The sequence below is a fragment of the Micromonospora sp. NPDC049175 genome, assembly GCF_043197345.1.
In the GTDB taxonomy this organism is placed as follows: domain Bacteria; phylum Actinomycetota; class Actinomycetes; order Mycobacteriales; family Micromonosporaceae; genus Micromonospora.
This window is the reverse complement of sequence record NZ_JBICSY010000010.1, coordinates 186,401-208,647: the sequence shown is the minus strand read 5'-3', so window position 1 is coordinate 208,647 and position 22,247 is coordinate 186,401. Positions and strand designations below refer to the sequence as shown.

The window sequence follows — 22,247 nt, the reverse complement described above, 5'->3', positions numbered from 1 at the left end:
GGACTACATCACCCTCACCCGAACAACATGATCAACAACCCATGACACATCTATCGGGACTTCACCTTGACACATGTCTCGGGACAGCACAGTTAACGCGTAACGGAAACTGTCCAAGATCTCGACGCTGGTGCCGTCAGCTCTGGCGGCGTACCCGTCAGTCCTTCTCGATGGTGACCTTGCTGGGCTTGGCGCTGCGCTCGTCGGTGGTCGGCTTGCTGGGCCGCTTGCCGTTCTCACCGGTACTGGTGATCTTGGTCGGCTTGGCGTCTCGGCCGCCCACGCCCGGAACGGCGGCCACGGTCGGCTCCCCGTCCACCCCGGCGCTGGCCGCGCCTCCGTCGACGGTGGTCATCGGCTCCGCCACCGGCCGGGTCGTGGACTGCCCGGTGCCCTCGGCACCGGCATTCACCGGCTGCCGGGTGTCGGCGGGCCCGGTCTTGAGGCCGGTGGACGCACCGGACTCGGGTGACGTGCCCGCGCCGACGGTCGCCGTGCCCGACTCGGGTGACGTGCCCGCGCCGACGGTCGCCGTGTCCGACTCGGGTGACGTGCCCGCGCCGACGGTCGCCGTGTCGGAGACGGTCGCGCCGTCGTCGGTCGCGCTCGTGCGCACCCCGTCGCCGGTGGTCGGGCCGTCGATCGGACCCGCGACGCTCTGCAACCGCACCTCGGCCATCTGTCGCTGCAGCTCGTCCGACTCCTGCCGCGCCTTCCAGGTTTCCTGCCGCAGGTCGGCGAGCTGCTGCTGGGCCTGGGCGATCTCCAGCATCACCTGGGCGAGCTGCTGCCGGCCCGCCGCCGACTCCTGCTGCGTGGCCGCCAGGTGCTGCTGGGTGGTGGCCAGGTGCTGCTGGGTGGTGGCCGCGTACTCCTCGAACTGCCGACGCGACGCCGCGACGTGCTCGTCGGCCTTGCGGCGCTTGTCGCCAGCCTCGGTCTCGGCCCGGCTCAGCAGCTCGGCGGCCTCGGCCTCGGACCGCTGGCGGAGCGCCGCCGCGTCCTGCTCGGCGGCCTGGCGAACCCCGGCCGCGCCCTGCTCGATCTCGTTCTTGCGGGTGGAGTATTCGGTCTCCAGCTCGTTCTTGCGCCCCGTGTACTCGGTTTCCAACTCGTCGCGGCGGGTGGTGAAGCTGGTCTCCAACTCCTGCTGACGGCTGGCGAACCCGGTTTCCAGCTCCTGCTGGCGGGACTCGTGCTGCTTGTCCAGCTCGTCGCGGTGCTTGGCGAACTCCTGCTCGGCGGTGGACCGACGCTGCGCCAACTCCCGGTCGGCCGCCTCGCGACGCGAGTTGACCTCCTGCTCCACACCGGCCCGCCACGCGCCCAGCTCCTGCTGGGTCTGCGCCCGGGTGTGCTGCACGTACGCCTCGGTCTCGGCGCGCATCCGCTGCACGTACGCCTCGGTCTCGGCGCGGCTGCGCTTGGCCGCCTCGGCGGCCTGCGTGGTCAGCCGCTCCGCCTCCTGCTGCGCCTTGGCGCGGGTGGCCCGCCCGGCCATCGACGCGTCGTCGATGATCTGCTTCGCCTCCTGCTGCGCCTTGGCGTGACTGGCCCGGCCGGCCTCGGTCGCGGTGTCGGTGAGCCGCTTGGCCTCCTGCAGGGCCTTGGCGTGCACCTCCTTGGCGGCGTCGCGTAGGTCGCTGGCCTCCTGCCGGGCGTTGGCCAATGTCTCCTGGGCCGTCTCCCGCAGCTTTGTCGCCTCCTGCTGGGCCCGGGCGTGGATCTCCTTGGCGGTGTCCCGCAGCTGGGTGGCCTCCTGCTGGGCCTTCGCCAGCGTGTCCTGCGCCGCCTTGCGCAGCTGCGCCGACTCGTCCTTGGCGGCCCGCAGCGTGGCCTCGGCCTCGGCCCGTCGGGCGGCGCTGTGCCGCTCCTCCTCCGAGCGGCGCGCGGCGAGGGCGATCTCGAAATCCTTGAGTGCCCGAGCGGCCTGCTCGCGGGCCTCCTCGATGATGTGCTCGGCCGCGGCGCGGCGCGCCTCGATCTCCACGTTCGCGTCGGCCACGGTCTTCTCGGCCAGCTCTTCGGCCTGCGTCACGATGGAGTCGACAAGGGGGCCGAGGTGGCGTAACGAGGCCCGGTCGACCACGTTCATCTGCTTGCGCACCTGGGTCAGGTCACGCTGGAGCACCTCGACCTGGCCGGCGAGCTTGTGGATCTGTGTATACGCCTGTTCCCGTTCGGAGGCGAGGGTCGCGATCTCGTGCTCGGCACGAGCGACATACCGATCAACCTGTTTCTTCTCGTACCCCCGCAGAGCGGACTCGAAGCTGGGCTCCGTCGTCACGTCCCCGCCGAGAGCGAACAGTTCCTCGCCGTGCGACATGCCCCCATCCTCACACGCAACAGGGCCTGCTGGGGCGATACGGACGCGCCTTGTGCGAGCTACTTCACTCCGCGGCGAGCGAGGGATACCACCGGCTGGGAAACGCATACGGCGCGAGGTTGCACCGGTTACCCAGTGTCACCTCGCGCCGTCGATGCCCCGACCTGACGCCTCGCGTCAGCCGGCGGTCTCCGCCGGCACCCGCTCCTGACCGCCGTCGGTCTTCTTGGCCTCCGGCTTGGCCGCCGGAGCGGCCGCTGGCATCCCCGGAACGATGCCGGCGAGACCGGAGAGCATCTGGCCCAGCTGCGACGTGACCGCGTCCTTCTGCCGGGTGAGGTCCTCGACCTCGCGGCGGGCGGCCTGCGTGGTCAGCTCCGCCTCGGTGCGGGCCTCGGAGAGCAGGCGCTGCGACTCGGCCTTGGCCTCGTTGAGCGTCTTCTCGGAGTGCGCCTTGGCCTTGTCGACCGTCTCGGCGGCGTTGCGCTCGGACTCGACCCGGCGAGCCTCGGCCCGCTGCTCGATCTCCTTCGCCCGCTCCTGCGCGGCCCGAGCACGCTGCTCGGCCTCGCTCACCATCTTCTGGGTCTGCGAGACCTGGGCGGCGTGCCGCTCGGACTCCTCGCGCTCGGACTTCTCCCGCCGCTCGGCCAGCTGGAGCTCCAGAGCCTGGAGGTCCTTGTCGCGCTTGTCCCGTGCGTCGGTCAGCAGCTTGGTCGCCTCGGCGCGCTTCTCCTCAGCCTCGCGGGCGGCCTTCGCCCGCTGCTGGGTGATCTCCCGCTCGGCGGTGGCCCGCAGGGTGGCGACCTCCCGCTCGACCGTCGACTTCAGCTCGGCGACCTCGTGCGCCGTCACGGTACGCAGCTGCTTGGTCTCGCGGTCGGCGTCCGCGCGCAGCGTGTCGGCCTCACGGCGGGCCTGCACCCGGACCTCGGCGGCCTCGCGCTCGGCGGCGGTGCGCAGGTTGCCCGCCTCGCGTTCCGCGCTGGCCTTCATGGCCGCGGCCTCGGCACGCGCCTTGTCGGTGATCTCGCGGGCCTCGAGGCGGGCGGCGGAGAGGATGCCCTCCGACTCGCGCTTGGCCTCGTTGCGGTGGTCGTTGGCCTGCTCCTCGGCGAGCCGGAGGATCTGCTCGACGCGGGTGCCGAGGCCGGAGAGGGTGGGCCGGCTGTTCTCTTCGAGCTGCTTGTTCGTGTCGGTGAGCTTCTGCTCCAGCGCACCCATGCGCTGTTCGGCTTGGCGGAGTCGACGCTGGGCGTCGTTCATCCGCTGCTCGGCCTCGGCACGGGCCTGCTCGGACTGGGTCAGCGCGGCGGTCATCCGGCCGAGGAAGTCATCGACCTGGTGGGTGTTGTAACCGCGCAGGCCGACGGTGAAGTCTGGCTGCGAGTTCGCGTTATCGAAGAACGCGAGAGGGGAGGACTGCTGCTGGGGCATTGGGACATACTGGCAGACGCCCCAGGGTGCTTCGCAAGAGCGGTGCGCAGCTTTCGTGGCCTCTTTACATGGTCAACTCCCACCGTCGCCGCAGCGGGACCAATCGGCGATCTTGGCAGGTCCCGGGCGGGTCGGACGCCACGCAGCGTGACGCGGAAAAGGGCCCCGGGGTTACCCCGAGGCCCTTTGTTCGATCCGGGTGGGTATCTGGCTAATGGGAGCGGAAGAACAATGTCCGATCACCGCATTGGCTACTGAGCGTTCATCCGACCGGCCGGTCGGCGCCCCCGCTGCCGGTCAGTGCCCCCGGAACCGGTTGATCGCGTCCTCGTGCCGGGCCCGTAGCTCCCCGTCGCGTACGCCGAGACCGTCCGTGGGCGCGAGGCACCGTACGCCGACCTTGCCCTGGTGGGCGTTGCGGTGCACCTCGTACGCGGCCTGACCGGTCTGCTCCAGAGAGTAGGTGCGGGACACCGTCGGGTGCACCTTGCCGAGCGCCACCAGGCGGTTGGCCTGCCACGCCTCGTGGTAGTTGGCGAAGTGGCTGCCGACGATCCGCTTGAGGTGCATCCAGAGGTAGCGGTTGTCGTACTGGTGCTGGAAGCCGCTCGTGGACGCGCAGGTGACGATCGTCCCCCCGCGCCGGGCCACGTAGACGCTGGCGCCGAACGTCTCCCGACCCGGGTGCTCGAAGACGATGTCCGGGTCCTCGCCGGCGGTCAGCTCGCGGATCCGCTCGCCGAGGCGCTTCCACTCGCCCGGGTCCTGGGTCTCCTCGTCCTTCCAGAAGCGGAAACCCTCCGCCGCCCGGTCGATGACCAGTTCCGCGCCCATCCGGCGGCACAGCTCGGCCTTCTCCGGCGAGGAGACGACGCAGACCGGGATCGCGCCGCCGTTGAGCGCCATCTGGGTGGCGTACCCGCCGAGGCCCCCGGAGGCGCCCCAGATCAGCACCACGTCGCCCTGCTTCATGTTGGCCCCGTGGTGTGAGACGAGTTGCCGGTACGCGGTGGAGTTGACCAGCCCGGGGCTGGCCGCCTCCTCCCAGCTCAGGTGCCGTGGCTTGGGCATCAGCTGGTTGGCCTTGACCACCGCCAGCTCGGCCAGCCCACCGAAGTTGGTCTCGAAGCCCCAGATCCGCTGCTGCGGGTCCAACATGGTGTCGTCGTGCCCGGCGGAGTCCTCCAGCTCGACGGAGAGGCAGTGCGCGACCACCTCGTCCCCGGGTGCCCACCGGGTCACCCCGGGACCGGTGCGCAGCACCACGCCGGCCGCGTCCGAGCCGACGACGTGGTACGGCAGGTCGTGCCGGCGGGTCAGGTCGGAGACCCGGCCGTAGCGCTGGAGGAACGTGAAGGTGGGTAGCGGCTCGAAGATGCTTGTCCACACCGTGTTGTAGTTGATCGCGCTGGCCATGACCGCGACCAATGCCTCGCCCGGCGCCAGCTCCGGCGTCGGCACCTCCTGGACGTGCAACGCCTTGCGCGGGTCCTTGTCCCGGGTGGCCATGCCGTCGAACATCCGGGCCTCCTCGGCGCGGACCACCACGCCTCGGTAACTCTCCGGTACCGGCAGCCCGGCGACGCCGGCGAGTTCGCGGTCCGGATCGTTCGATTCCTCCGCCGCCATGATCGCTTCGAGGATGTCCTGCACGGTGACCTCCGGTTCGTCCGCACCCGCGCGGGCCCGGGTGCTGCCATCGTCGGCGCCGGTGGGGCACGACCGCCATGTCGGCATTCGACACATCCGACCCCGCTCGCGCTCCGGTGGGGCCGGACGTTACTGAACGGTAGCTAGAGCGGGAAGTCCTTGTGAAAAACTGCATCCGCCGATGCGTGAAGGTGTCCGGCCACCCCGCCAACCGCGCACTGACGTGCGCGCACACCGGCTTCGGAGGGCGCACGGGCCGCGCGGAGGCGACAACTTCGGGGATGGTGCTGCCGCACGTACGGCGGAGGCAGCACCATCCCCGAAGCTGCGCGGAGCCTGCCGACGCGGGGGCGGCAGCGCGGGCGTGGCGGCGGCGCGGGCGTGGTGCGGTGCGGGCGTGGCGCGGTGCGGCGCGGGGGTCAGTGGGGGGTGGGGGCGGGCTGGACGAGTTCGACGAGGACGCCGCCGGCGTCCTTCGGGTGGACGAAGTTGATCCGGCTGTCCGCGGTGCCGCGCCGCGGCGCGTCGAAGAGCAGCCGCATCCCCCGCGCGCGCAACGCCGCGCAGGCCGCGTCGATGTCCACCACCGTGTACGCGACCTGCTGCACGCCCGGCCCGTTGCGGTCCAGGAACTTGGCGATCGTCGACTCCGGGGTGAGCGGGGCGAGCAGTTGCACGCAGCCACCCTCGGCGGTCGGTCCGACGGTCAGCATCGCTTCCCGCACGCCCTGCTCGGTGTTGGTCTCGACGTGCACACAGCGCATCCCGAACGTCCGCTGGTAGAAGTCGATCGCGGCGTCCAGGTCGGCCACCGCGATCCCGACGTGGTCAATCTTGCGAAGCCCGATGTCTGTGACGGAGTCGGCACCGGGCTCGGCGGAGGAGTTCTCAGTCATGGCGCTAGTCTGGCCGAACAATCGTTAAGGCGTACAGCACGGCACCCCCTCGGAGGCAGGCATGGCTTCGGTGATCGTCAGCGGCGCGCGGACCCCCATGGGGCGGCTGCTGGGCAACCTCAAGGACCTCCCGGCCACGAAGCTCGGCGGGATCGCCATCAAGGCCGCGCTGGAGCGGGCCGGGGTCAGCCCCGACCAGGTCCAGTACGTGATCATGGGGCAGGTCCTGCAGGCCGGCGCCGGTCAGATCCCGGCGCGGCAGGCGGCGGTCGAGGCCGGCGTGCCGATGTCCGTGCCGGCGCTGACCATCAACAAGGTCTGCCTCTCCGGCCTGGACGCGATCGCCCTGGCCGACCAGCTGATCCGCGCCGGCGAGTTCGACATCGTGGTGGCCGGCGGCATGGAGTCGATGACGAACGCCCCGCACCTGCTGATGGGTCAGCGCACCGGCTACAAGTACGGCGACGTGGTGGTCAAGGACCACATGGCGCACGACGGGCTCAGCGACGCCTGGGACTGCTGCTCGATGGGTGAGTCGACCGAGCGCCTCGGCGCCCGGCACGGCATCACCCGCGAGGAGCAGGACGCCTTCGCCGCCGCCAGCCACCAGCGGGCCGCCGCCGCGCAGAAGAACGGCCACTTCGCCGACGAGATCGCCCCGGTGGTGATCCCGCAGCGCAAGGGTGACCCGCTGGTGATCAGCGAGGACGAGGGCATCCGCCCGGACACCACGGTCCAGTCGCTGGCCAAGCTGCGCCCCGCCTTCGCCAAGGACGGCACCATCACCGCCGGCAGTTCGTCGCCGATCTCCGACGGCGCCGCCGCCGTGCTGGTGATGAGCAAGGCCAAGGCCACCGAGCTGGGGCTGACCTGGCTGGCCGAGATCGGCGCGCACGGCAACGTGGCGGGCCCGGACAACTCCCTGCACTCGCAGCCGTCCAACGCGATCAACCACGCGCTGAAGAAGGGTGGGCTGAGCGTCGCCGACCTGGACCTCATCGAGATCAACGAGGCGTTCGCGCAGGTCGGCGTGCAGTCCACGCGGGACCTCGGCATCAGCCCGGACAGGGTCAACGTCAACGGCGGCGCCATCGCGCTGGGGCACCCGATCGGCATGTCCGGCGCGCGTCTCGTCCTCACCCTCGCCCTGGAGCTGCGGCGGCGCGGTGGCGGCACCGGCGCGGCGGCGCTCTGCGGTGGCGGTGGCCAGGGCGACGCGCTGATCATCCACGTGCCGAACACGGTCGCGGCGGACCAGTGAGCGCGAGGAACGAGCCGGTCCTTCGAGCCGCGCGGTCGCGAACAGAGATGGCGCGGTGAGCGACGCGGCGGAGCACGTCCCGTCCGCGGGCGCCACGTCGGTGCGCCGCACTCGGGACGTACCGATGCTCGTCGAGCGGGCCCGCGCGGGTGACCCCCGCGCGGTGGCCCGGCTGATCACCCTCGTGGAGAACGGCGACCCGCTGCTTCCGGCCATCGCCGCCGCGTTGGCGCCGTACGCCGGGCAGGCCCAGGTCGTCGGTCTGACCGGTTCGCCCGGGGTGGGCAAGTCGACCACCACGAACGAGCTGGTCCGGGCGCTGCGGGCGCAGGGGCATCGGGTCGGCGTGCTGGCTGTCGATCCGTCCAGCCCGTTCACCGGTGGAGCGATCCTCGGCGACCGGGTGCGGATGCAGGACCACGCCACCGACCCGGGCGTCTACATCCGGTCCATGTCCAGCCGGGGTCACCTCGGCGGGTTGGCCGCGGCGACGCCGCAGGCGGTCCGGGTGCTGGAGGGCGCCGGTTGTGACGTGGTGCTGGTGGAGACCGTCGGCGTCGGGCAGGCCGAGGTGGAGGTGGCCTCGCTTGCCGACACCACGCTGGTGCTGCTCGCTCCCGGCATGGGTGACGCGATCCAGGCGGTCAAGGCCGGCATCCTGGAGATCGCCGACGTGTTCGTGGTCAACAAGGCCGACCGGGACGGCGTCGACGCCACCGTCCGCGACATCCAGGGCATGATCGCCCTCGGTGAGCGCGGCCCGGGGCAGTGGAGACCGCAGGTGGTCCGCTCGGTCGCCGCGCGTGGCGAGGGCATCGACGAGATCGCGGCGGCGATCGACAAGCACCGGGGTTGGCTCGTCGAGCACGGCGAGCTGCGCCGCCGCCAGGAGGCGCGGGCCGCCGCCGAGGTCGAGGCGATCGCGCTCGGCGCCCTCCGCGCCCGGATCGGCTCACTGCGCGACGGTACGGAGCTGAGCACGCTCGCCGCCAGGGTGGCCGAGGGCGCGATCGACCCGTACGCGGCGGCGGACGAGCTGCTCGCCCAACTGGCCCGTTGACCGTCCACCGGGGACACCCTGGCGGCAGGCCGTCCTTGTAGGCTCGCAGCGCCCCACGGCGGTGGGGGCCGGGCGGTGTGCCGGCGCGGCGGCGCGAGGAGCAGGGGAGTGGCTATGGACCACGAGGCGACGCAGGAGATGACCACGGCGTCGGCGGGGGCCGGCGGAACGACGCGGGTCTCCGACGAGGTGATCGAGAAGATCGCCGTCGCGGCCGCCCGCGCGGTGCCCGGGGTGGCCGAGTTGGGCGGGGACGTGGCCCGCTTCTTCAACTCCGTGCTGGACCGGGTCGGGCTGGACCAGGTGGGCGATGCCCGGCGCGGTTGCTCGGCCCACGTGAGCGGGGACGCCGCGGTGGTCAATCTGGTGTTGGTGATCCACGCCGGCCAGCCGGTACCGGAGATCACCGGTCAGGTGCGCGCCCGGGTGACCGAGGCGGTCGAGGCGTACGGGCTGCGGGTCGACGAGGTGAACATCCGGGTCGACGACGTGGCGATGGGCGCGCCGACCGCCTAGCGCGCCGGCGGTCCGGGCACGTTACCGGCCGGTACGGCGGGACTTAGCGATCGTTCAGGTGAGGGCCCTACACTCGACGTGCAGTCGAGGACCCGAGGAGGAGCCCTGCTCATGGACGCCGACGAGATCGACGCCGGACGGGCGCGTTGGCAGGCCCGGTACGACGCCGCCCGCAAGCGCGACGCTGACTTCACCACGCTCTCCGGGATGCCTGTCGAGCCGGTCTACGGGCCGCCCGAGGGCAGCGCGTACCCGGGTTTCGAGCGGATCGGCTGGCCGGGCGAGTACCCGTACACCCGGGGTCTGTATCCGACCGGCTACCGCGGGCGGACCTGGACGATCCGGCAGTTCGCCGGTTTCGGCAACGCCCAGCAGACGAACGAGCGCTACAAGATGATCCTCGGCGCCGGCGGTGGTGGCCTCTCGGTCGCGTTCGACATGCCGACGCTGATGGGCCGCGACTCGGACGACCCGCAGGCGCTCGGCGAGGTCGGTCACTGCGGCGTCGCCATCGACACCGCCACCGACATGCAGGCGCTCTTCGACGGCATCGACCTGGCCGACGTCACCACCTCGATGACGATCTCCGGCCCGGCCGTGCCGGTGTTCTGCATGTACCTGGTCGCCGCCGAGCGGCAGGGCGCGGACCTGTCCACACTGGACGGTACGCTGCAGACCGACATCTTCAAGGAGTACATCGCGCAGAAGGAGTGGCTCTTCGACCCGGAGCCGCACCTGCGCCTGATCGGCGACCTGATGGAATACTGCGCCGCCGAGATCCCGCGCTACAAGCCGCTGTCGGTCTCCGGCTACCACATCCGCGAGGCCGGCTCGACCGCCGCGCAGGAGTTGGCGTACACCCTGGCCGACGGTTTCGGGTACGTCGAGCTGGGCCTCTCGCGCGGCCTGGACGTGAACGTGTTCGCACCGGGGCTGAGCTTCTTCTTCGACTCGCACCTCGACTTCTTCGAGGAGATCGCCAAGTTCCGCGCCGCCCGCCGGATCTGGGCCCGGTGGCTGCGCGACGTCTACGGCGCGACCAGCGAGAAGGCCCTCTGGCTGCGGTTCCACACGCAGACCGCCGGGGTGTCGCTGACCGCGCAGCAGCCGGTCAACAACGTCGTACGCACCGCCGTCGAGGCGCTCGCGGCGGTGCTCGGCGGAACGAACTCGCTGCACACGAACGCGCTCGACGAGACCCTGGCGCTGCCCACCGACGAGTCGGCCGAGATCGCCCTGCGTACCCAGCAGGTGCTGATGGAGGAGATCGGCGTGGTGAACGTGGCCGACCCGCTCGGCGGCTCCTGGTACGTCGAGGCGCTGACCGACAAGATCGAGGCCGAGGCGGAGGAGATCTTCGCCCGGATCCGGCAGCTCGGCGGGGAGGGGCCGCACCAGATCGGCCCGATGACCTCGGGCATCCTGCGCGGCATCGAGGACGGCTGGTTCACCGGGCACATCGCCGAGTCGGCCTTCGTCTACCAGCAGGCTCTGGAGAAGGGCGACAAGAAGATCGTCGGGGTCAACTGCCACACCGGTACCGTCGCCAAGGAGCTGGAGATCCTGCGCATCTCGCACGAGGTGGAGCTGGAGCAGCGCCGGGTGCTGGCCGAGCGCAAGGGCGCGAGGGACGAGTCGGCGGTCCGCGCGGCGGTGACCCGGATGGTCGACGCCAGCCGCACCGACGAGAACATGATCCCCGCGATGCTCGACGCCGTCCGCGCCGAGGCGACCCTCGGCGAGATCTGCGACGCCCTCCGCGCCGAATGGGGCACCCACCGCGAACCAGCCCGCTTCTAACCCCCCACACCCTCACCCCTCACCCCTCACCCCTCGTCCCGTCGATCTTGCGATTTGTGCGGTTCCATAAGGGATGAATGTGGCGTATCGGCGACAGAATGCGCAAGATCGCGGGGGGTGGGGGCGGGGCGTGAGAGTCGCAACGTCGGGGTTGCGGGTGACCTGCGATCGGCGGCTCACGTGCGAGACTAGGTAACCATGAGCGACCCACGGATCACCTCGTCGATCTTCACCCGCGGCGCGGTCGACCTCAGCACGCTGCGTGGCCCCGCACCAGCAGGTACCCGCCCCGGCACGCCCCCGCAGGGCGGCCCGTCCAACGGCACCCCCGGCGCGCCCACCGCCGGCGGGAGCACCGCCATCGTCGACGTCACCGAAGCGACAATCCAGTCCGAGGTGCTCGAACGGTCGATGGCCATGCCGGTCGTCGTGTTCTTCGGCGCGGCCGGTTTCCCGGAGAGCGACGAGTTCGCCCCGGTCCTGGAGCAGTTGAACGCCGAGGGCGGCGGCACCTGGGTGCTGGCACGGGTCGACGTGCAGGAAAATCCGCGAATCGCCCAGATGTTCCGCGTCCAGGGCATCCCGATGGTCTACGCGGTCGTCGGCGGTCAGCCGGTCGACGCCTTCTCCGGGGTGGTGCCCGAGGCCCAGCTGCGGCAGTGGATCCAGGCCGTGCTCAAGGCCGGCGGTGTGGCCGTCGCCGAGCCGGAGGACCCCCGCCTCGACGAGGCCGACGACGCGCTGATGAGTGGCGATCTGGACGCCGCCGAGCAGGCGTACCGCAAGATTCTGGCCGATGCCCCGGCGGACGCCGCGGCCACCGCCGGGCTGGCCCAGGTCGGGGTGGCCCGTCGGGTCGCCGGCGCGGACCCGGCCACCGCGCTGGCCGCCGCCGAGAGCGCTCCCGACGACGTGGCCGCGCAGCTGCTGGCCGCCGACATCGAGGTGCTCAGCGGCCTGGCCGAGCAGGCGTACGCCCGGCTCGTCGGTCTGGTCCGGCGCACCGCCGGAGAAGACCGGGAAACCGCCCGCCAGCACCTGGTCTCGCTCTTCTCCATCGCCGGCCCGGACGATCCGGCCGTCGCCTCGGCACGCCGGGCACTGGCCAGCGCCCTGTTCTGAGTTCGTAGCACGCCAGCGCGGGCCGGCGTTCCGGCCGGCCCGCCCGACCAACGAGGACGGGAGCTCATGATGCGCCGGATCGCCGTCCTCGACGCGCCGACAAATCTCGGTCTGCGGCCGCCGACGACCACGTCGGTCCCCGGTTGCGCCAAGGCGCCCGGCGCACTGCGCGACCACGAACTGCTGGCCCGGCTCCGCGCCCGCGACGCCGGCTGCGTCACCCCGGCCCGCTACGACCCGGGCGACTGGCGGCCCGGCGACGGGGTGTGTCACGCCCGGGAGATCGCCGACTACTCGCTGGCCCTCGCCGAACGGATCGGTTCGATCATCGACCGGGGCGAGTTCCCGGTGGTGCTGGGCGGCGACTGCTCCGTGCTGCTCGGCTCGGCGCTGGCCATGCACCGCCTCGGCGAGGCCGTCGGTGGGCGGATCGGGCTGGTCTTCGTCGACGGACACTCCGACTTCCGACACCCCGGCAACGCCTCCTACGTCGGGGCGGCCGCCGGGGAGGACCTGGCCCTCGTCACCGGGCGCGGCCAGGCCGACCTGGCCGCGATCGAGGGTCGCCGACCCTACTTCCGCGACATCGACGTGGTGGTGCTCGGCATCCGGGCCCAGGACGAGTACCGGCTCGACCTGCAGGCCGCCGGGATCACGACCCGGCCGGTGCCGGCGCTGCGCGCCGAAGGCGCCGCCCGGACAGCCCAGTGGGCGCACGAGCAACTCGCCGACTGCGCGGGCTACTGGGTGCACATCGACGTGGACGTGCTCGACCCCGCGGTGATGCCCGCCGTCGACGCCCCCGACCCCGGTGGGATCGCCTTCGCCGAGCTGGAGATCCTGCTCGCCGGCCTGGTCGACACCCCGCACTGCCTCGGCGTGGAGCTGACCGTCTTCGACCCCGACTACGACCCCGACGGCTCGTACGCGGCCGAGATCGTCAACACCGTCGTCGCCGGCCTGGCCCCGGTCACCGCCCCGGAAGCGGTGCCGCCCCGACTGCTGTCGTCCCGGCCGACCCCCGGCCCCCGGCGTGGTGACGGCCGGACCCCGACCACCACCGAGCGGGTTGGTGGGTTGGACCGTGCCGAGCGGGTTGGTGGGTTGGACCGTGTGGAGCGGGTTGGTGGGTTGGACCGTGTGGAGCGGGTTGGTGGGTTGGACCGTGTGGAGCGGGTTGGTGGGTTGGACGGCGTGATCGGCGGCGCGGCGTCCTTCGCCGATGCCCCCGCGTGGGACTCGGCCGTCGAGGCCACGCCGCTCACCGCGGCGGGGTCCTCCGACGCGGGCGGCGTCGCCGACGATAGGGCCGACATCGAGCGCTCCGATGGTGCGGTGGCTGCCGTCGGCCGATTCGGCGGTGACTCTGCCGAGGGCGCGGCCCGCACTCCGGTTACGGCCGAGCGGGAGCCGGTCGGCCCGCCCGCATCGGCCGGCCCAGGCCTGCTCCGCCGGCCCTCCTCACCGGCCGAAAACACCCCCGATCACCGCAAAGCCGACACCGCCTGACCCACCCGCCGCGTGGGCGGGCTTGTCGGCCGGGGTGGGCGGTCAGCTCGTCGTCGCCGAGCGCCCGCCCGTGGAGTCGCCGCGTGGGTGGTTGGCGCGCAACTCCGCGCTGGGCGCGCTGATCAGTGCGGGCGCGCCTGAGCGGCGAAGGTGTCAGGAGGTCGGGAGGGCGCGGAGGAAACGCTCGGCGATCGGGACGGCCGACGCCGTGCTGGCGCCACCCTTCTCCACGAAGACGGCGAACGCCACGTCGCCCCGCCAGCCGACGAACCAGGCGTGGGTGTGTGCGGGGTTGTCGTCGTACTCCGCGGTGCCGGTCTTGCCGTAGACCTCGCCCGGCACGTCCTTCAGCGCGCTGCCGGTGCCGGTGGTGACCACCTCGCGCATCATCGCCCGCAGTGCCGCGACCGATTCCGGCTTGAGTTGCTCGCCCGGCGGGGCCGGTTTGGCCGGCGCCGGGTCGAGGAGCAGTTTCGGCTGCTCGAAGCGGCCTCGGGCGACCGCCGCGGTGGCACCGGCCATGGCCAGCGGGCTGACCAGCGTGGTGCCCTGCCCGAACGATGCCGCCGCCTGCTCGGCCGGGCTGCCGCCCGTGGACACCTTGCCGGCGAAGGCGTCCGTGCCGAGGTCCCATTGACCTTCCAGGCCCAACGAGCGGCCGGCGGCGGCAAGCCCGTCACCGCCGAGCTTCGGCGCCAGCGAGGCGAACGCCGTGTTGCAGGACTTGGCGAAGTCGGTGCGGAACGGCACCGAACCGAGCTCGAAGTTGTCGGAGTTCTTGAAGGACCGACCGTCCACGGTGAAGGTCTTCGGGCAGGCCACCGGCCCGTCCAGCGTGACCGCGCCGCGGTCCAGGAAGCCCAGCGTGCTGACCATCTTGAACGTGGAGCCGGGCGGCACCTGGGCGTCGAAGGCCAGGTTTTCCCCGGCCGGGCCGGGGCCGTTCGCCGCGCCGAGCACCGCGCCGTCACTGATCCGCAGCGCCACCAGCGCCGACCGCCGTGGCTCGGCGCGCAGGGCCCCGTCGGCCGCGTTCTGGACGGCGACGTCCAGCGTGGTCTTCAGCGCCTGGCCGGGCTGCGGCTCTCGGCGGAACAGCTCGGTGCCGGTGGGTTCCAGTTTGCCGCCCTCGGCGGGACGCTCGACCACCACGGTCAGCCCGGGGCCGCCGCGCAGTCGTTCGTCGTAGCGGCCCTGCAGCCCACCGTGACCGACCAGGTCGCCGACGACGTACCGGTCCGGGTGCGCGGCGAGGTCGTCGGCCTGCGCCGCGTCGACGGTGCCGAGCAGTGCCCGGGCGAACTCCCGGGTCGGCGCCAGGTCGATCTTGTCATTGGTGAACTTGGTGCCGGGCAGGTCGTAGATCCGGGGCTTGATCTGTCGGTACGCCTCCTCGCGGAGCGACACCACCTCGACGAAGGCTCCCGGGTCGGCCTTGGCCACGCGCTCGGGCAGGTCGGTCAGGTCGACCGCCGGGACCAGGGCTGGGCGGATCGCCTTGAACGCCGCGTCGAGATCCTTGACGAGCTTCTTGATGTCGGTGACCCCGTCGGGCTGCACGCCGACCCGCACCACCGGCCGGGGGGTCACGATCGGTTGCCCGGCGGCGTCCAGCACCCCGGCCCGGGTGCTGGCGTCGCGGCGCAACGCCAACCGGTCACCCTCGGTGAGCCCCTCGTGCACCACCTTCGGATCCCAGATCACCTGCCACTGGTCGCCGGCGCGGGAGAGTCGCACCTCCCGGTCGTACGTCCAGCGGGTCTGACCGGGCAGGTTCCACTCCACCTGGACGGTTGTGGTGGCGATGTCCGCCTGGACCTTCGGCTCACCGCGCCGCGTCAGCGTGGGCGGGGTCGCCGCCAGCTCGCCGGAGAGCTCCTTGATCGCGCGGCTCACCTCGGCCGAGGCCAGCTTGTTGCCGGTCGGGTCGATCAGACCGACCGCCCGGAGATCGCCGCTGCGCCAACCGGCGAGGAAGGCGTCGAGGGTGCTGTCCGGCCCGTCGTCATCCGAGCAGCCAGCCAGAACGCCCGCCATGAGCACCGCCGCGGTGAGGGCGGCGACCACGCGGCGGACGGGGTTCGGCCGGTGGGGCCGGGGGTACGACGAGGGCATGAAGCTGGTCCTTCCGATCTCGGAGCGCCTTCGCACGGTAGTACGCCGACGCCGTCCCCAACGTCCCCCACGGCGGTGGGCGCGCTCAAAGACGGGCCGGACCGGTGTGATGAACATCGCGTGGCGGGGTATCCCGCAGCCGGCCAACCTCGGACCCGCAACGGGTGAAAGGACAAAGTCCCGATCCGGACGTCTGGCCAGTGGTCCGCCGACGAAGGCGCACAACGGCAGGGCCTAGGCTGAGCGGCAGAGTGACCCACAACGCGGTGGGTCGAGGGGAGTGGCACCGATGGACCGGCGTCCGGCGATCAAACCGGAACCCGACCTCCGGCAGGATGACTCCGGCCGGGACGACGACAGCTTCGATTCGGCTACCGACGGGGACGGCTACGGCCGGCTCGACACGGGAGTCACCGGGCTGACCGGGTCGAGCATCGACACCATCTACGATCTGGGCCTGCCGACCGAGGCATTGGCCGACGACGTGGAGGACGCCGAGCTCGACGAACCCGTTCCCAACGCGGAGCGCCTGGTGGCCCAGGCCGTCGCGCTCGCGGGGGACGACCACGACGCGGCGACACTCGTCGGCCGTTTCTGGCGGTTCGCACCGGACGAGGAGCTGGTCGGCTTCACGGCGGAGGAAATGCTCGACGCGGCCCGGGCGCACCGGGACCTCGCCCAACAGCGGGTGCCAGGCGAGTTGAAGCTGCGGATCCACGAGCCGCACGCCGACCAGCACCACACGGTCGTCGAGATCGTCACCGACGACATGCCGTTCCTCGTCGACTCGGTGACCGCGCTGCTCAACTCGTACCACCTGGACGTGCACCTGCTGGTGCACCCACTGGTGGTGGTCCGGCGTGAGCCGTTGGGCCGCCTCACCGAGGTCTCCGCGGACGTGGAGCCGGACGACGCGATCGCCGGCGACATCATCGAGAGCTGGATGCGGATCGAGATCGACCCGGTCCGGGACGCGGCCGAGCGGGAGCGGCTGCGCCGCGAGTTGCAGCGGGTGCTCACCGACGTGCGGGAGGCGGTGGAGGACTGGCCCAAGATGCGTCAGCGTTCCCTCGCGCTCGCCGACGAGCTGGCCTCCGCGCGCACCGCCGAGAACCGGCCACCGGTGCCGGAGAAGGACATCACCGACTCGGTGGAGCTGCTGCGGTGGCTGGCCCACGACCACTTCACATTCCTCGGCTACCGCGAGTACCGGTTGGTGGACGCCGCGAGCGGCGATGCCGGCGACGAGGTCGACGGCAAGGCGTTGGAGGCAGTGCTCGGCACCGGTCTGGGCATCCTGCGCTCCGACGCGCCGGAGGCCCGGCCGCTGGCGTCGATGACGCCCGAGGCGCACGAGAAGGTGCTGGAGAAGCGCCTGCTGATCATCACCAAGGCCAACTCGCGGGCCACCGTGCACCGCTCGGCGTACCTGGACTACATCGGCTTCAAGATCTTCAACGAGGCCGGCGAGGTGATCGGCGAGCGGCGCTTCCTCGGCCTGTTCTCCACCGCCGCGTACCGGACCAGCGTCCGGGAGCTGCCGGTGGTGCGCCGCAAGGTGGCCGAGGTGCTGGACCGGTCCGGCCTGAGTCGACGCAGTCACTCGGGTAAGGATCTGATCCAGATCCTGGAGACCTACCCCCGCGACGAGCTGTTCCAGATCAAGACCGACGACCTCTACCACGCGGTGATCGGCGTGCTGCGGATGGCCGGTCGTCGGCAGCTGCGGGTCTTCCTGCGCCGGGACGCGTACGGGCGGTTCATCTCCTGCCTGATCTACCTTCCCCGGGACCGGTTCACCACCCAGAACCGGCTGCGCATGCAGGACATCCTGCTGCGGGAGCTGAACGGTGTCGGGGTGGACTACACCACGCGCGTCACCGAGTCGATGCTGGCCCGGGTGCACTTCATCGTGCGTACCGACCCGACCCGGCCGCCCGGCGAGATCGACGCCGACCTGTTGGCCGAGGAGCTGGCCGACGCGACCCGACTCTGGGACGACGACTACCGGCTGGTGCTGGAGCGCAAGCTCGGCGACGAGCAGGCCAAGCACCTGTTCACCAGGTACGCCGACGCGTTCCCGGAGGGCTACAAGGACGGGCACACGCCGTACGAGGCGATGAAGGACCTGGCGAAGCTGGAGCTGCTGGAGGAGCCCGGCCAGCTGGAGATGCACCTGTTCCGCAAGCAGCTCGCACCCCGCCCCGGCACCCGGGTGCCCGGCGCGGACCTGGCCGAGGCGATGGACGTCCGGTTCAAGGTCTACCGGTACGGCGAACCGATGATGCTCTCCGCCGTGCTGCCGGTGCTGCACTCCCTCGGTGTGCGCGTGGTCGACGAGCACCCGTACGAGGTGGACCGGATCGACGGGCGGGTCTACCTGTACGACTTCGGCCTGATGCTGCCCGAGGGGCACCACGAGCTGGCCGAGGTACGTCCGCACGTGGAGAACGCCTTCGCGGCGGCCTGGCGCGGTGAGGCCGAGGTGGACCGGTTCAACGAGCTGGTGCTGCGCGGCGGGCTCACCTGGCGGCAGGTGGTGGTGCTGCGGGCGTACGCGAAGTACCTGCGGCAGGCCGGCACGGTCTTCTCCCAGGACTACATGGAGCAGACGTTCATCGCGTACCCGAAGCTCGCCGCGTTGCTCGTGGATCTCTTCGAGACCCGGTTCGCGCCGGGTGGGCAGACCACCGAGCAGCGGCAGCAGCGCAGCGGCGAGCTGGTGGAGATGATCCGGGCCGGGCTGGACGACGTGGCCAGCCTCGACCAGGACCGGATCCTGCGCTCGTACCTGACGCTGATCGAGGCGACCCTGCGGACCAGCTTCTACCAGAAGCGTTCCGACGGGCGGCCGAAGGCGTACGTGGCGTTCAAGCTCGACCCGCAGGCCATCCCGGACCTGCCGGCGCCGCGCCCGAAGTTCGAGATCTTCGTCTACTCGCCGCGGTTCGAGGGCGTGCACCTGCGGTTCGGGCCGGTGGCCCGGGGTGGGTTGCGCTGGTCCGACCGTCGGGAGGACTTCCGGACCGAGGTGCTGGGCCTGGTCAAGGCGCAGATGGTGAAGAACACCGTGATCGTGCCGGTGGGTGCCAAGGGCGGCTTCGTGCTGAAGCAGAAGCCGGGTGACCGGGACGAGGCGGTCGCCTGCTACCAGGAGTTCGTCGGCGCGATGCTCGACGTCACCGACAACATCGTCAGCGGGCAGATCGTGCCGCCCGAGGACGTGGTGCGGCACGACGGCGACGACCCGTACCTGGTGGTCGCGGCGGACAAGGGCACCGCGACGTTCTCCGACATCGCCAACGAGATCTCCACGGCGCACAACTTCTGGCTGGGCGACGCGTTCGCCTCCGGCGGCTCGGCCGGCTACGACCACAAGAGGATGGGCATCACCGCCCGGGGCGCCTGGGAGTCGGTGAAGCGGCACTTCCGCGAGTTGGGCCTGGACACCCAGACCCAGGACTTCACGGTGGTCGGCGTCGGTGACATGTCCGGCGACGTGTTCGGCAACGGGATGCTGCTGTCCGAGCACATCCGGCTGGTGGCCGCCTTCGACCACCGGCACATCTTCCTGGACCCGGAGCCGGACGCGGCCACCTCGTACACCGAGCGGCGGCGGTTGTTCGACCTGCCCCGGTCCTCGTGGGAGGACTACAACCCGGAGCTGATCTCGGCAGGGGGCGGCATCTTCCCGCGTACCGCGAAGTCCATCCCGATCACGCCGCAGGTCCGGGCGGCGATCGGCCTGGACGGCGACGTCACGCAGCTGTCGCCGCAGGAGCTGATGAAGGCGATCGTCACCGCTCCGGTGGACCTGTTCTGGAACGGCGGCATCGGCACCTACGTCAAGGCGTCCACGCAGACGAACGCCGAGGTGGGCGACAAGTCCAACGACGCGATCCGGGTGGACGGGCGCAGCCTGCGGTGCCGGGTCGCGGGCGAGGGCGGCAACCTGGGCTGGACCCAGCTCGGCCGGATCGAGTACGCGTTGACCGGCGGTCGGATCTTCTCCGACTTCATCGACAACGCGGCCGGCGTGGACACCTCCGACCACGAGGTGAACATCAAGATCCTGCTGAACACGGCGGTGGCCGACGGCGAGTTGACCACGGCCGAGCGTGACGAGCTGCTGGCCGGGATGACCGACGAGGTCGCGGAGCTGGTGCTGCGGGACAACTACGACCAGGCTCGGGCGATCAACAACGCCCAGGCGCAGGCCGCCTCGCTGCTTCCGGTGCACCGCCGGATGATCAACGAGCTGGAGCGGTCCGGAGCGTTGGACCGGGCGCTGGAAGCACTGCCGCCGGACGAGGAGTTGGCGGTCCGCAGCGAGTCCGGGCTGACCGCGCCGGAGTTCGCGGTGTTGCTCGCGTACGTGAAGATCGTCCTGGAACGGGAGATCCTCACCGAGGGTCTGGCGGACGAGGAGTGGACGACCGAGGTCCTGGTCAACTACTTCCCGACGCCGATGCGTGAGCGGTTCGCCGACCGGATGGGCAGGCACCGGCTGCGCCGGGACATCGTCACCACGGTGCTCGTCAACGAGGCGATCAACCGGGGCGGCATCTCGTTCATCTTCCGGGTGGTCGAGGAGACGGCGGCCAGCGCGGCGGACGTGATCCGGGCGTACGTGGTGGTCAGCGAGGTGTTCGGCCTGCGCGACCTGTGGGACGCGGTCGAGGCGCTGGACAACAAGGTCGCACCGGAGTTGCAGACAAGTGTCTACCTGGACACCCGTCGGCTGCTCGACCGGGCCGTGCGGTGGCTGGTGTCCAACCGGCGCTCGCCGATCGACGTGCCGGCCGAGATCGCCCGGCTGCGCGACGGCGTCACCCGGCTGCTGCCGGGGCTGGAAGAGCTGTTCTACGGCAACGAGCGGCAGGGCATCGCCGCGCACATGGACTCGATGACCGAGCGTGGGCTGCCCCGCGAGCTGGCGGAACGCGCGACCCGGCTGATGTACAGCTTCGGTCTGATGGACGTGGTGGAGACGGCGAACGCCAGCGGTCGGGACGTCAGCGAGGTGGCCTCGGTCTACTTCGTGCTGTCCGACCTGTTCCGGGTGGACTCGCTGCTGTCGAAGATCTCCCTGCTGCCTCGCGAGGACCGCTGGCAGACGTTGGCCCGGATGGCGTTGCGCTACGACCTGTACGCCGCGCTGGCCGCGCTCACCGCGGAGGTGTTCGACTCCACCCCGGAGAACCTGCCGCCGCACGAGCGGGTGCAGCAGTGGGAGCAGTCGAACGCGACATCGATCCACCGCGCCCGCCGGGCGATGGGGGAGTTCGACGAGTCGCGGGCGGATCTCGCCGCCCTGTCGGTGCTGCTGCGCCAGATCCGCACCCTGGTGCGGACCTCCGCGGCCGCCTGAGTCAGTCACGCCGGACGCGGTCCGGCCGGTCGGGTCACCCCGACCGGCCGGACCGCGTTTCGTTTCGTCGGCGGTCAGACCACCAGGGTGGCGAAGGCGACGATGTTGTCCGGGTAGCTCTTGGCGGCCTCGTCGAACTGACCACCGCAGGTGACCACCCGCAGACCGGGCCGGTCGCTGGGCCCGTACACCAACTCGGTGGGGAAGGCTGTCTTCGGGTACGACTTCACCGACTCGACCTGGAACGTGGCCGGCTGGCCGTCCGCCCGCCGCACCGTGATCGTGTCACCGGGCACGAGGGAGCCGAGGTCGAAGAAGACGGCTGGGCCGAGCTTCGCCGAGTCCACGTGCCCGACGATCACCGCGTTACCCGTCTCGCCGGGGCTCGCGCCCGGCTCGTACCACCCAGCCTGGTCGGCCTGCTCCAACGGGGGGACCTGGACGGTGCCGTCCGGGTTGGTGCCGAGTGACAGGACCGTCGCGTCGACGCCGATCCGGGGGATCTCGATGCTTGTCGGGGCGGAGCGCGCCAACCCGGTCGGCACGTCCCCCTGGCCGACCGGCTGCCCGTCCACAGGCGGGACGGCGGTGGCGGTGTCGGTCGGCCCGCTCACCTCGGGACCGGCCTGGGCCAGCGGCTGCGGTGGTCGGGCCGGGGGCGTGGTCTTCAGGGCGAAGCCGATCATGCCGGCTCCGATCATGGCCATGGTGACGACGACGGCCGCGCCGGCGGCACGCCACGGTTTCCCGTGACGGCCGCCGGCCCGTGTCGTCGTCACGTCAGACGAGCGAACCATCGGTCCGCCGACGACGCATCAGCACGATCCCGCCGAGCGCGGCAGCGCCGAGCAGGCCCGCCCCGCCGGTGGCCAGGCCACGGTCGGCACCGGTGCTGGCGCCACCGTCACCACCGTCGACACCGCCGTGCGGCAGCACGACCAGCTCGCCTTCGCCGCACGAGCCCTTGAGCTCGTAGCGACCCGGCTTGGCGTCCTTGTCGACCTTGGCGTCGCCGTAGTAGACGAACTCGCGCTCCTTCTCCCAGCTGTCCTCGTCCGAGCCGTGCTCGTCCTTGGAGTCCCGGCCCTTGTCGGAGCCGTGCTCGTCCTTGGACTCCCAGCCCTTGTCCGAGCCGTACTTGTCCTCGTCCTTGGAGTCCCAGCTCTTGTCGGAGCCGTGCTCGT

Annotated in this window: 12 protein-coding genes and 2 pseudogenes; 7 read left to right on the top strand and 7 right to left on the bottom strand. The window is 71.4% G+C overall.

All coding sequences use genetic code 11. The features are described 5' to 3' along the window. Window positions 1-157 precede the first annotated feature (157 nt). The 4 genes from ACGFH8_RS30780 to mce all read right to left on the bottom strand — a co-directional run bounded on the left by ACGFH8_RS30780 (window position 158) and on the right by mce (window position 6,309). On the bottom strand, window positions 158-2,326 hold the full coding sequence (locus ACGFH8_RS30780) for a hypothetical protein (RefSeq protein ID WP_393374008.1): 2,169 nt from the start codon (window positions 2,324-2,326) through the stop codon (window positions 158-160). Window positions 2,327-2,503: 177 nt separating this feature from the next. Beyond that, the gene (locus tag ACGFH8_RS30775) at window positions 2,504-3,763 is read right to left on the bottom strand and encodes a DivIVA domain-containing protein (protein WP_393374005.1); all 1,260 of its coding nucleotides are present in this window, start codon (window positions 3,761-3,763) and stop codon (window positions 2,504-2,506) included. A 297-nt stretch (window positions 3,764-4,060) separates the two neighbouring features. After that, window positions 4,061-5,416 carry a crotonyl-CoA carboxylase/reductase gene (ccrA, locus tag ACGFH8_RS30770; protein ID WP_393374052.1) on the bottom strand — a complete coding sequence of 452 codons (1,356 nt, stop codon included), beginning with the start codon at window positions 5,414-5,416 and terminating at the stop codon, window positions 4,061-4,063. Window positions 5,417-5,832: 416 nt separating this feature from the next. Then, window positions 5,833-6,309 carry a methylmalonyl-CoA epimerase gene (gene mce / locus ACGFH8_RS30765; RefSeq protein WP_393374003.1) on the bottom strand — a complete coding sequence of 159 codons (477 nt, stop codon included), beginning with the start codon at window positions 6,307-6,309 and terminating at the stop codon, window positions 5,833-5,835. A gap of 61 nt (window positions 6,310-6,370) precedes the next feature. Between mce and ACGFH8_RS30760 the strand changes: the two genes are divergently transcribed. The 6 genes and pseudogenes from ACGFH8_RS30760 to ACGFH8_RS30735 form a co-directional block, all read left to right on the top strand. Further along, a complete protein-coding gene (locus ACGFH8_RS30760; RefSeq protein ID WP_393374001.1) occupies window positions 6,371-7,570 on the top strand; it encodes an acetyl-CoA C-acetyltransferase in 1,200 nt (399 codons plus the stop codon). A 124-nt stretch (window positions 7,571-7,694) separates the two neighbouring features. Beyond that, window positions 7,695-8,630, top strand: coding sequence for a methylmalonyl Co-A mutase-associated GTPase MeaB (meaB, locus tag ACGFH8_RS30755; RefSeq protein ID WP_393374049.1), 936 nt, complete (start codon window positions 7,695-7,697; stop codon window positions 8,628-8,630). 114 nt (window positions 8,631-8,744) lie between these two features. After that, complete coding sequence (locus ACGFH8_RS30750; protein WP_393373999.1) at window positions 8,745-9,146, top strand: Asp23/Gls24 family envelope stress response protein; 402 nt, start codon at window positions 8,745-8,747, stop codon at window positions 9,144-9,146. A gap of 111 nt (window positions 9,147-9,257) precedes the next feature. Beyond that, window positions 9,258-10,946: a methylmalonyl-CoA mutase gene (locus tag ACGFH8_RS30745; RefSeq protein WP_393373996.1), complete on the top strand. Its 1,689-nt coding sequence runs from the start codon at window positions 9,258-9,260 to the stop codon at window positions 10,944-10,946. Between the two features lie 198 nt (window positions 10,947-11,144). After that, on the top strand, window positions 11,145-12,068 hold the full coding sequence (locus tag ACGFH8_RS30740) for a tetratricopeptide repeat protein (RefSeq protein WP_393373994.1): 924 nt from the start codon (window positions 11,145-11,147) through the stop codon (window positions 12,066-12,068). A 66-nt stretch (window positions 12,069-12,134) separates the two neighbouring features. Further along, a pseudogene (locus tag ACGFH8_RS30735) lies at window positions 12,135-13,163 on the top strand (arginase family protein); the annotation flags it as partial. Window positions 13,164-13,730: 567 nt separating this feature from the next. Here the strand turns inward: ACGFH8_RS30735 and ACGFH8_RS30730 are convergent. After that, window positions 13,731-15,692 (bottom strand): penicillin-binding transpeptidase domain-containing protein, encoded by a 1,962-nt coding sequence (locus ACGFH8_RS30730; protein ID WP_393373991.1) that lies wholly within the window; start codon window positions 15,690-15,692, stop codon window positions 13,731-13,733. A 289-nt stretch (window positions 15,693-15,981) separates the two neighbouring features. On the opposite strand from ACGFH8_RS30730, the gene ACGFH8_RS30725 reads away from it, so the two are divergent. Beyond that, window positions 15,982-21,063, top strand: coding sequence for an NAD-glutamate dehydrogenase (locus tag ACGFH8_RS30725; RefSeq protein WP_393373988.1), 5,082 nt, complete (start codon window positions 15,982-15,984; stop codon window positions 21,061-21,063). Window positions 21,064-21,137: 74 nt separating this feature from the next. Here ACGFH8_RS30725 and ACGFH8_RS30720 read toward each other — a convergent pair whose 3' ends face one another. Continuing rightward, on the bottom strand, window positions 21,138-21,842 hold the full coding sequence (locus ACGFH8_RS30720) for a class F sortase (RefSeq protein ID WP_393373985.1): 705 nt from the start codon (window positions 21,840-21,842) through the stop codon (window positions 21,138-21,140). A 1-nt stretch (window position 21,843) separates the two neighbouring features. Continuing rightward, window positions 21,844-22,247 (bottom strand): annotated as a pseudogene (locus tag ACGFH8_RS30715) (hypothetical protein); the annotation flags it as partial.

Excerpts from the sequence above, each read along its gene's own strand:
- ACGFH8_RS30745 (WP_393373996.1), top strand. The coding sequence starts at position 9,258 with ATGGACGCCGACGAGATCGACGCCGGACGGGCGCGTTGGCAGGCCCGG.
- meaB (WP_393374049.1), top strand. The coding sequence starts at position 7,695 with ATGCTCGTCGAGCGGGCCCGCGCGGGTGACCCCCGCGCGGTGGCCCGG.
- ACGFH8_RS30760 (WP_393374001.1), top strand. The coding sequence starts at position 6,371 with ATGGCTTCGGTGATCGTCAGCGGCGCGCGGACCCCCATGGGGCGGCTG.
- ACGFH8_RS30775 (WP_393374005.1), bottom strand. The coding sequence starts at position 3,763 with ATGCCCCAGCAGCAGTCCTCCCCTCTCGCGTTCTTCGATAACGCGAAC.
- ACGFH8_RS30725 (WP_393373988.1), top strand. The coding sequence starts at position 15,982 with ATGGACCGGCGTCCGGCGATCAAACCGGAACCCGACCTCCGGCAGGAT.
- ACGFH8_RS30730 (WP_393373991.1), bottom strand. The coding sequence starts at position 15,692 with ATGCCCTCGTCGTACCCCCGGCCCCACCGGCCGAACCCCGTCCGCCGC.
- mce (WP_393374003.1), bottom strand. The coding sequence starts at position 6,309 with ATGACTGAGAACTCCTCCGCCGAGCCCGGTGCCGACTCCGTCACAGAC.
- ACGFH8_RS30780 (WP_393374008.1), bottom strand. The coding sequence starts at position 2,326 with ATGTCGCACGGCGAGGAACTGTTCGCTCTCGGCGGGGACGTGACGACG.
- ACGFH8_RS30750 (WP_393373999.1), top strand. The coding sequence starts at position 8,745 with ATGGACCACGAGGCGACGCAGGAGATGACCACGGCGTCGGCGGGGGCC.
- ACGFH8_RS30740 (WP_393373994.1), top strand. The coding sequence starts at position 11,145 with ATGAGCGACCCACGGATCACCTCGTCGATCTTCACCCGCGGCGCGGTC.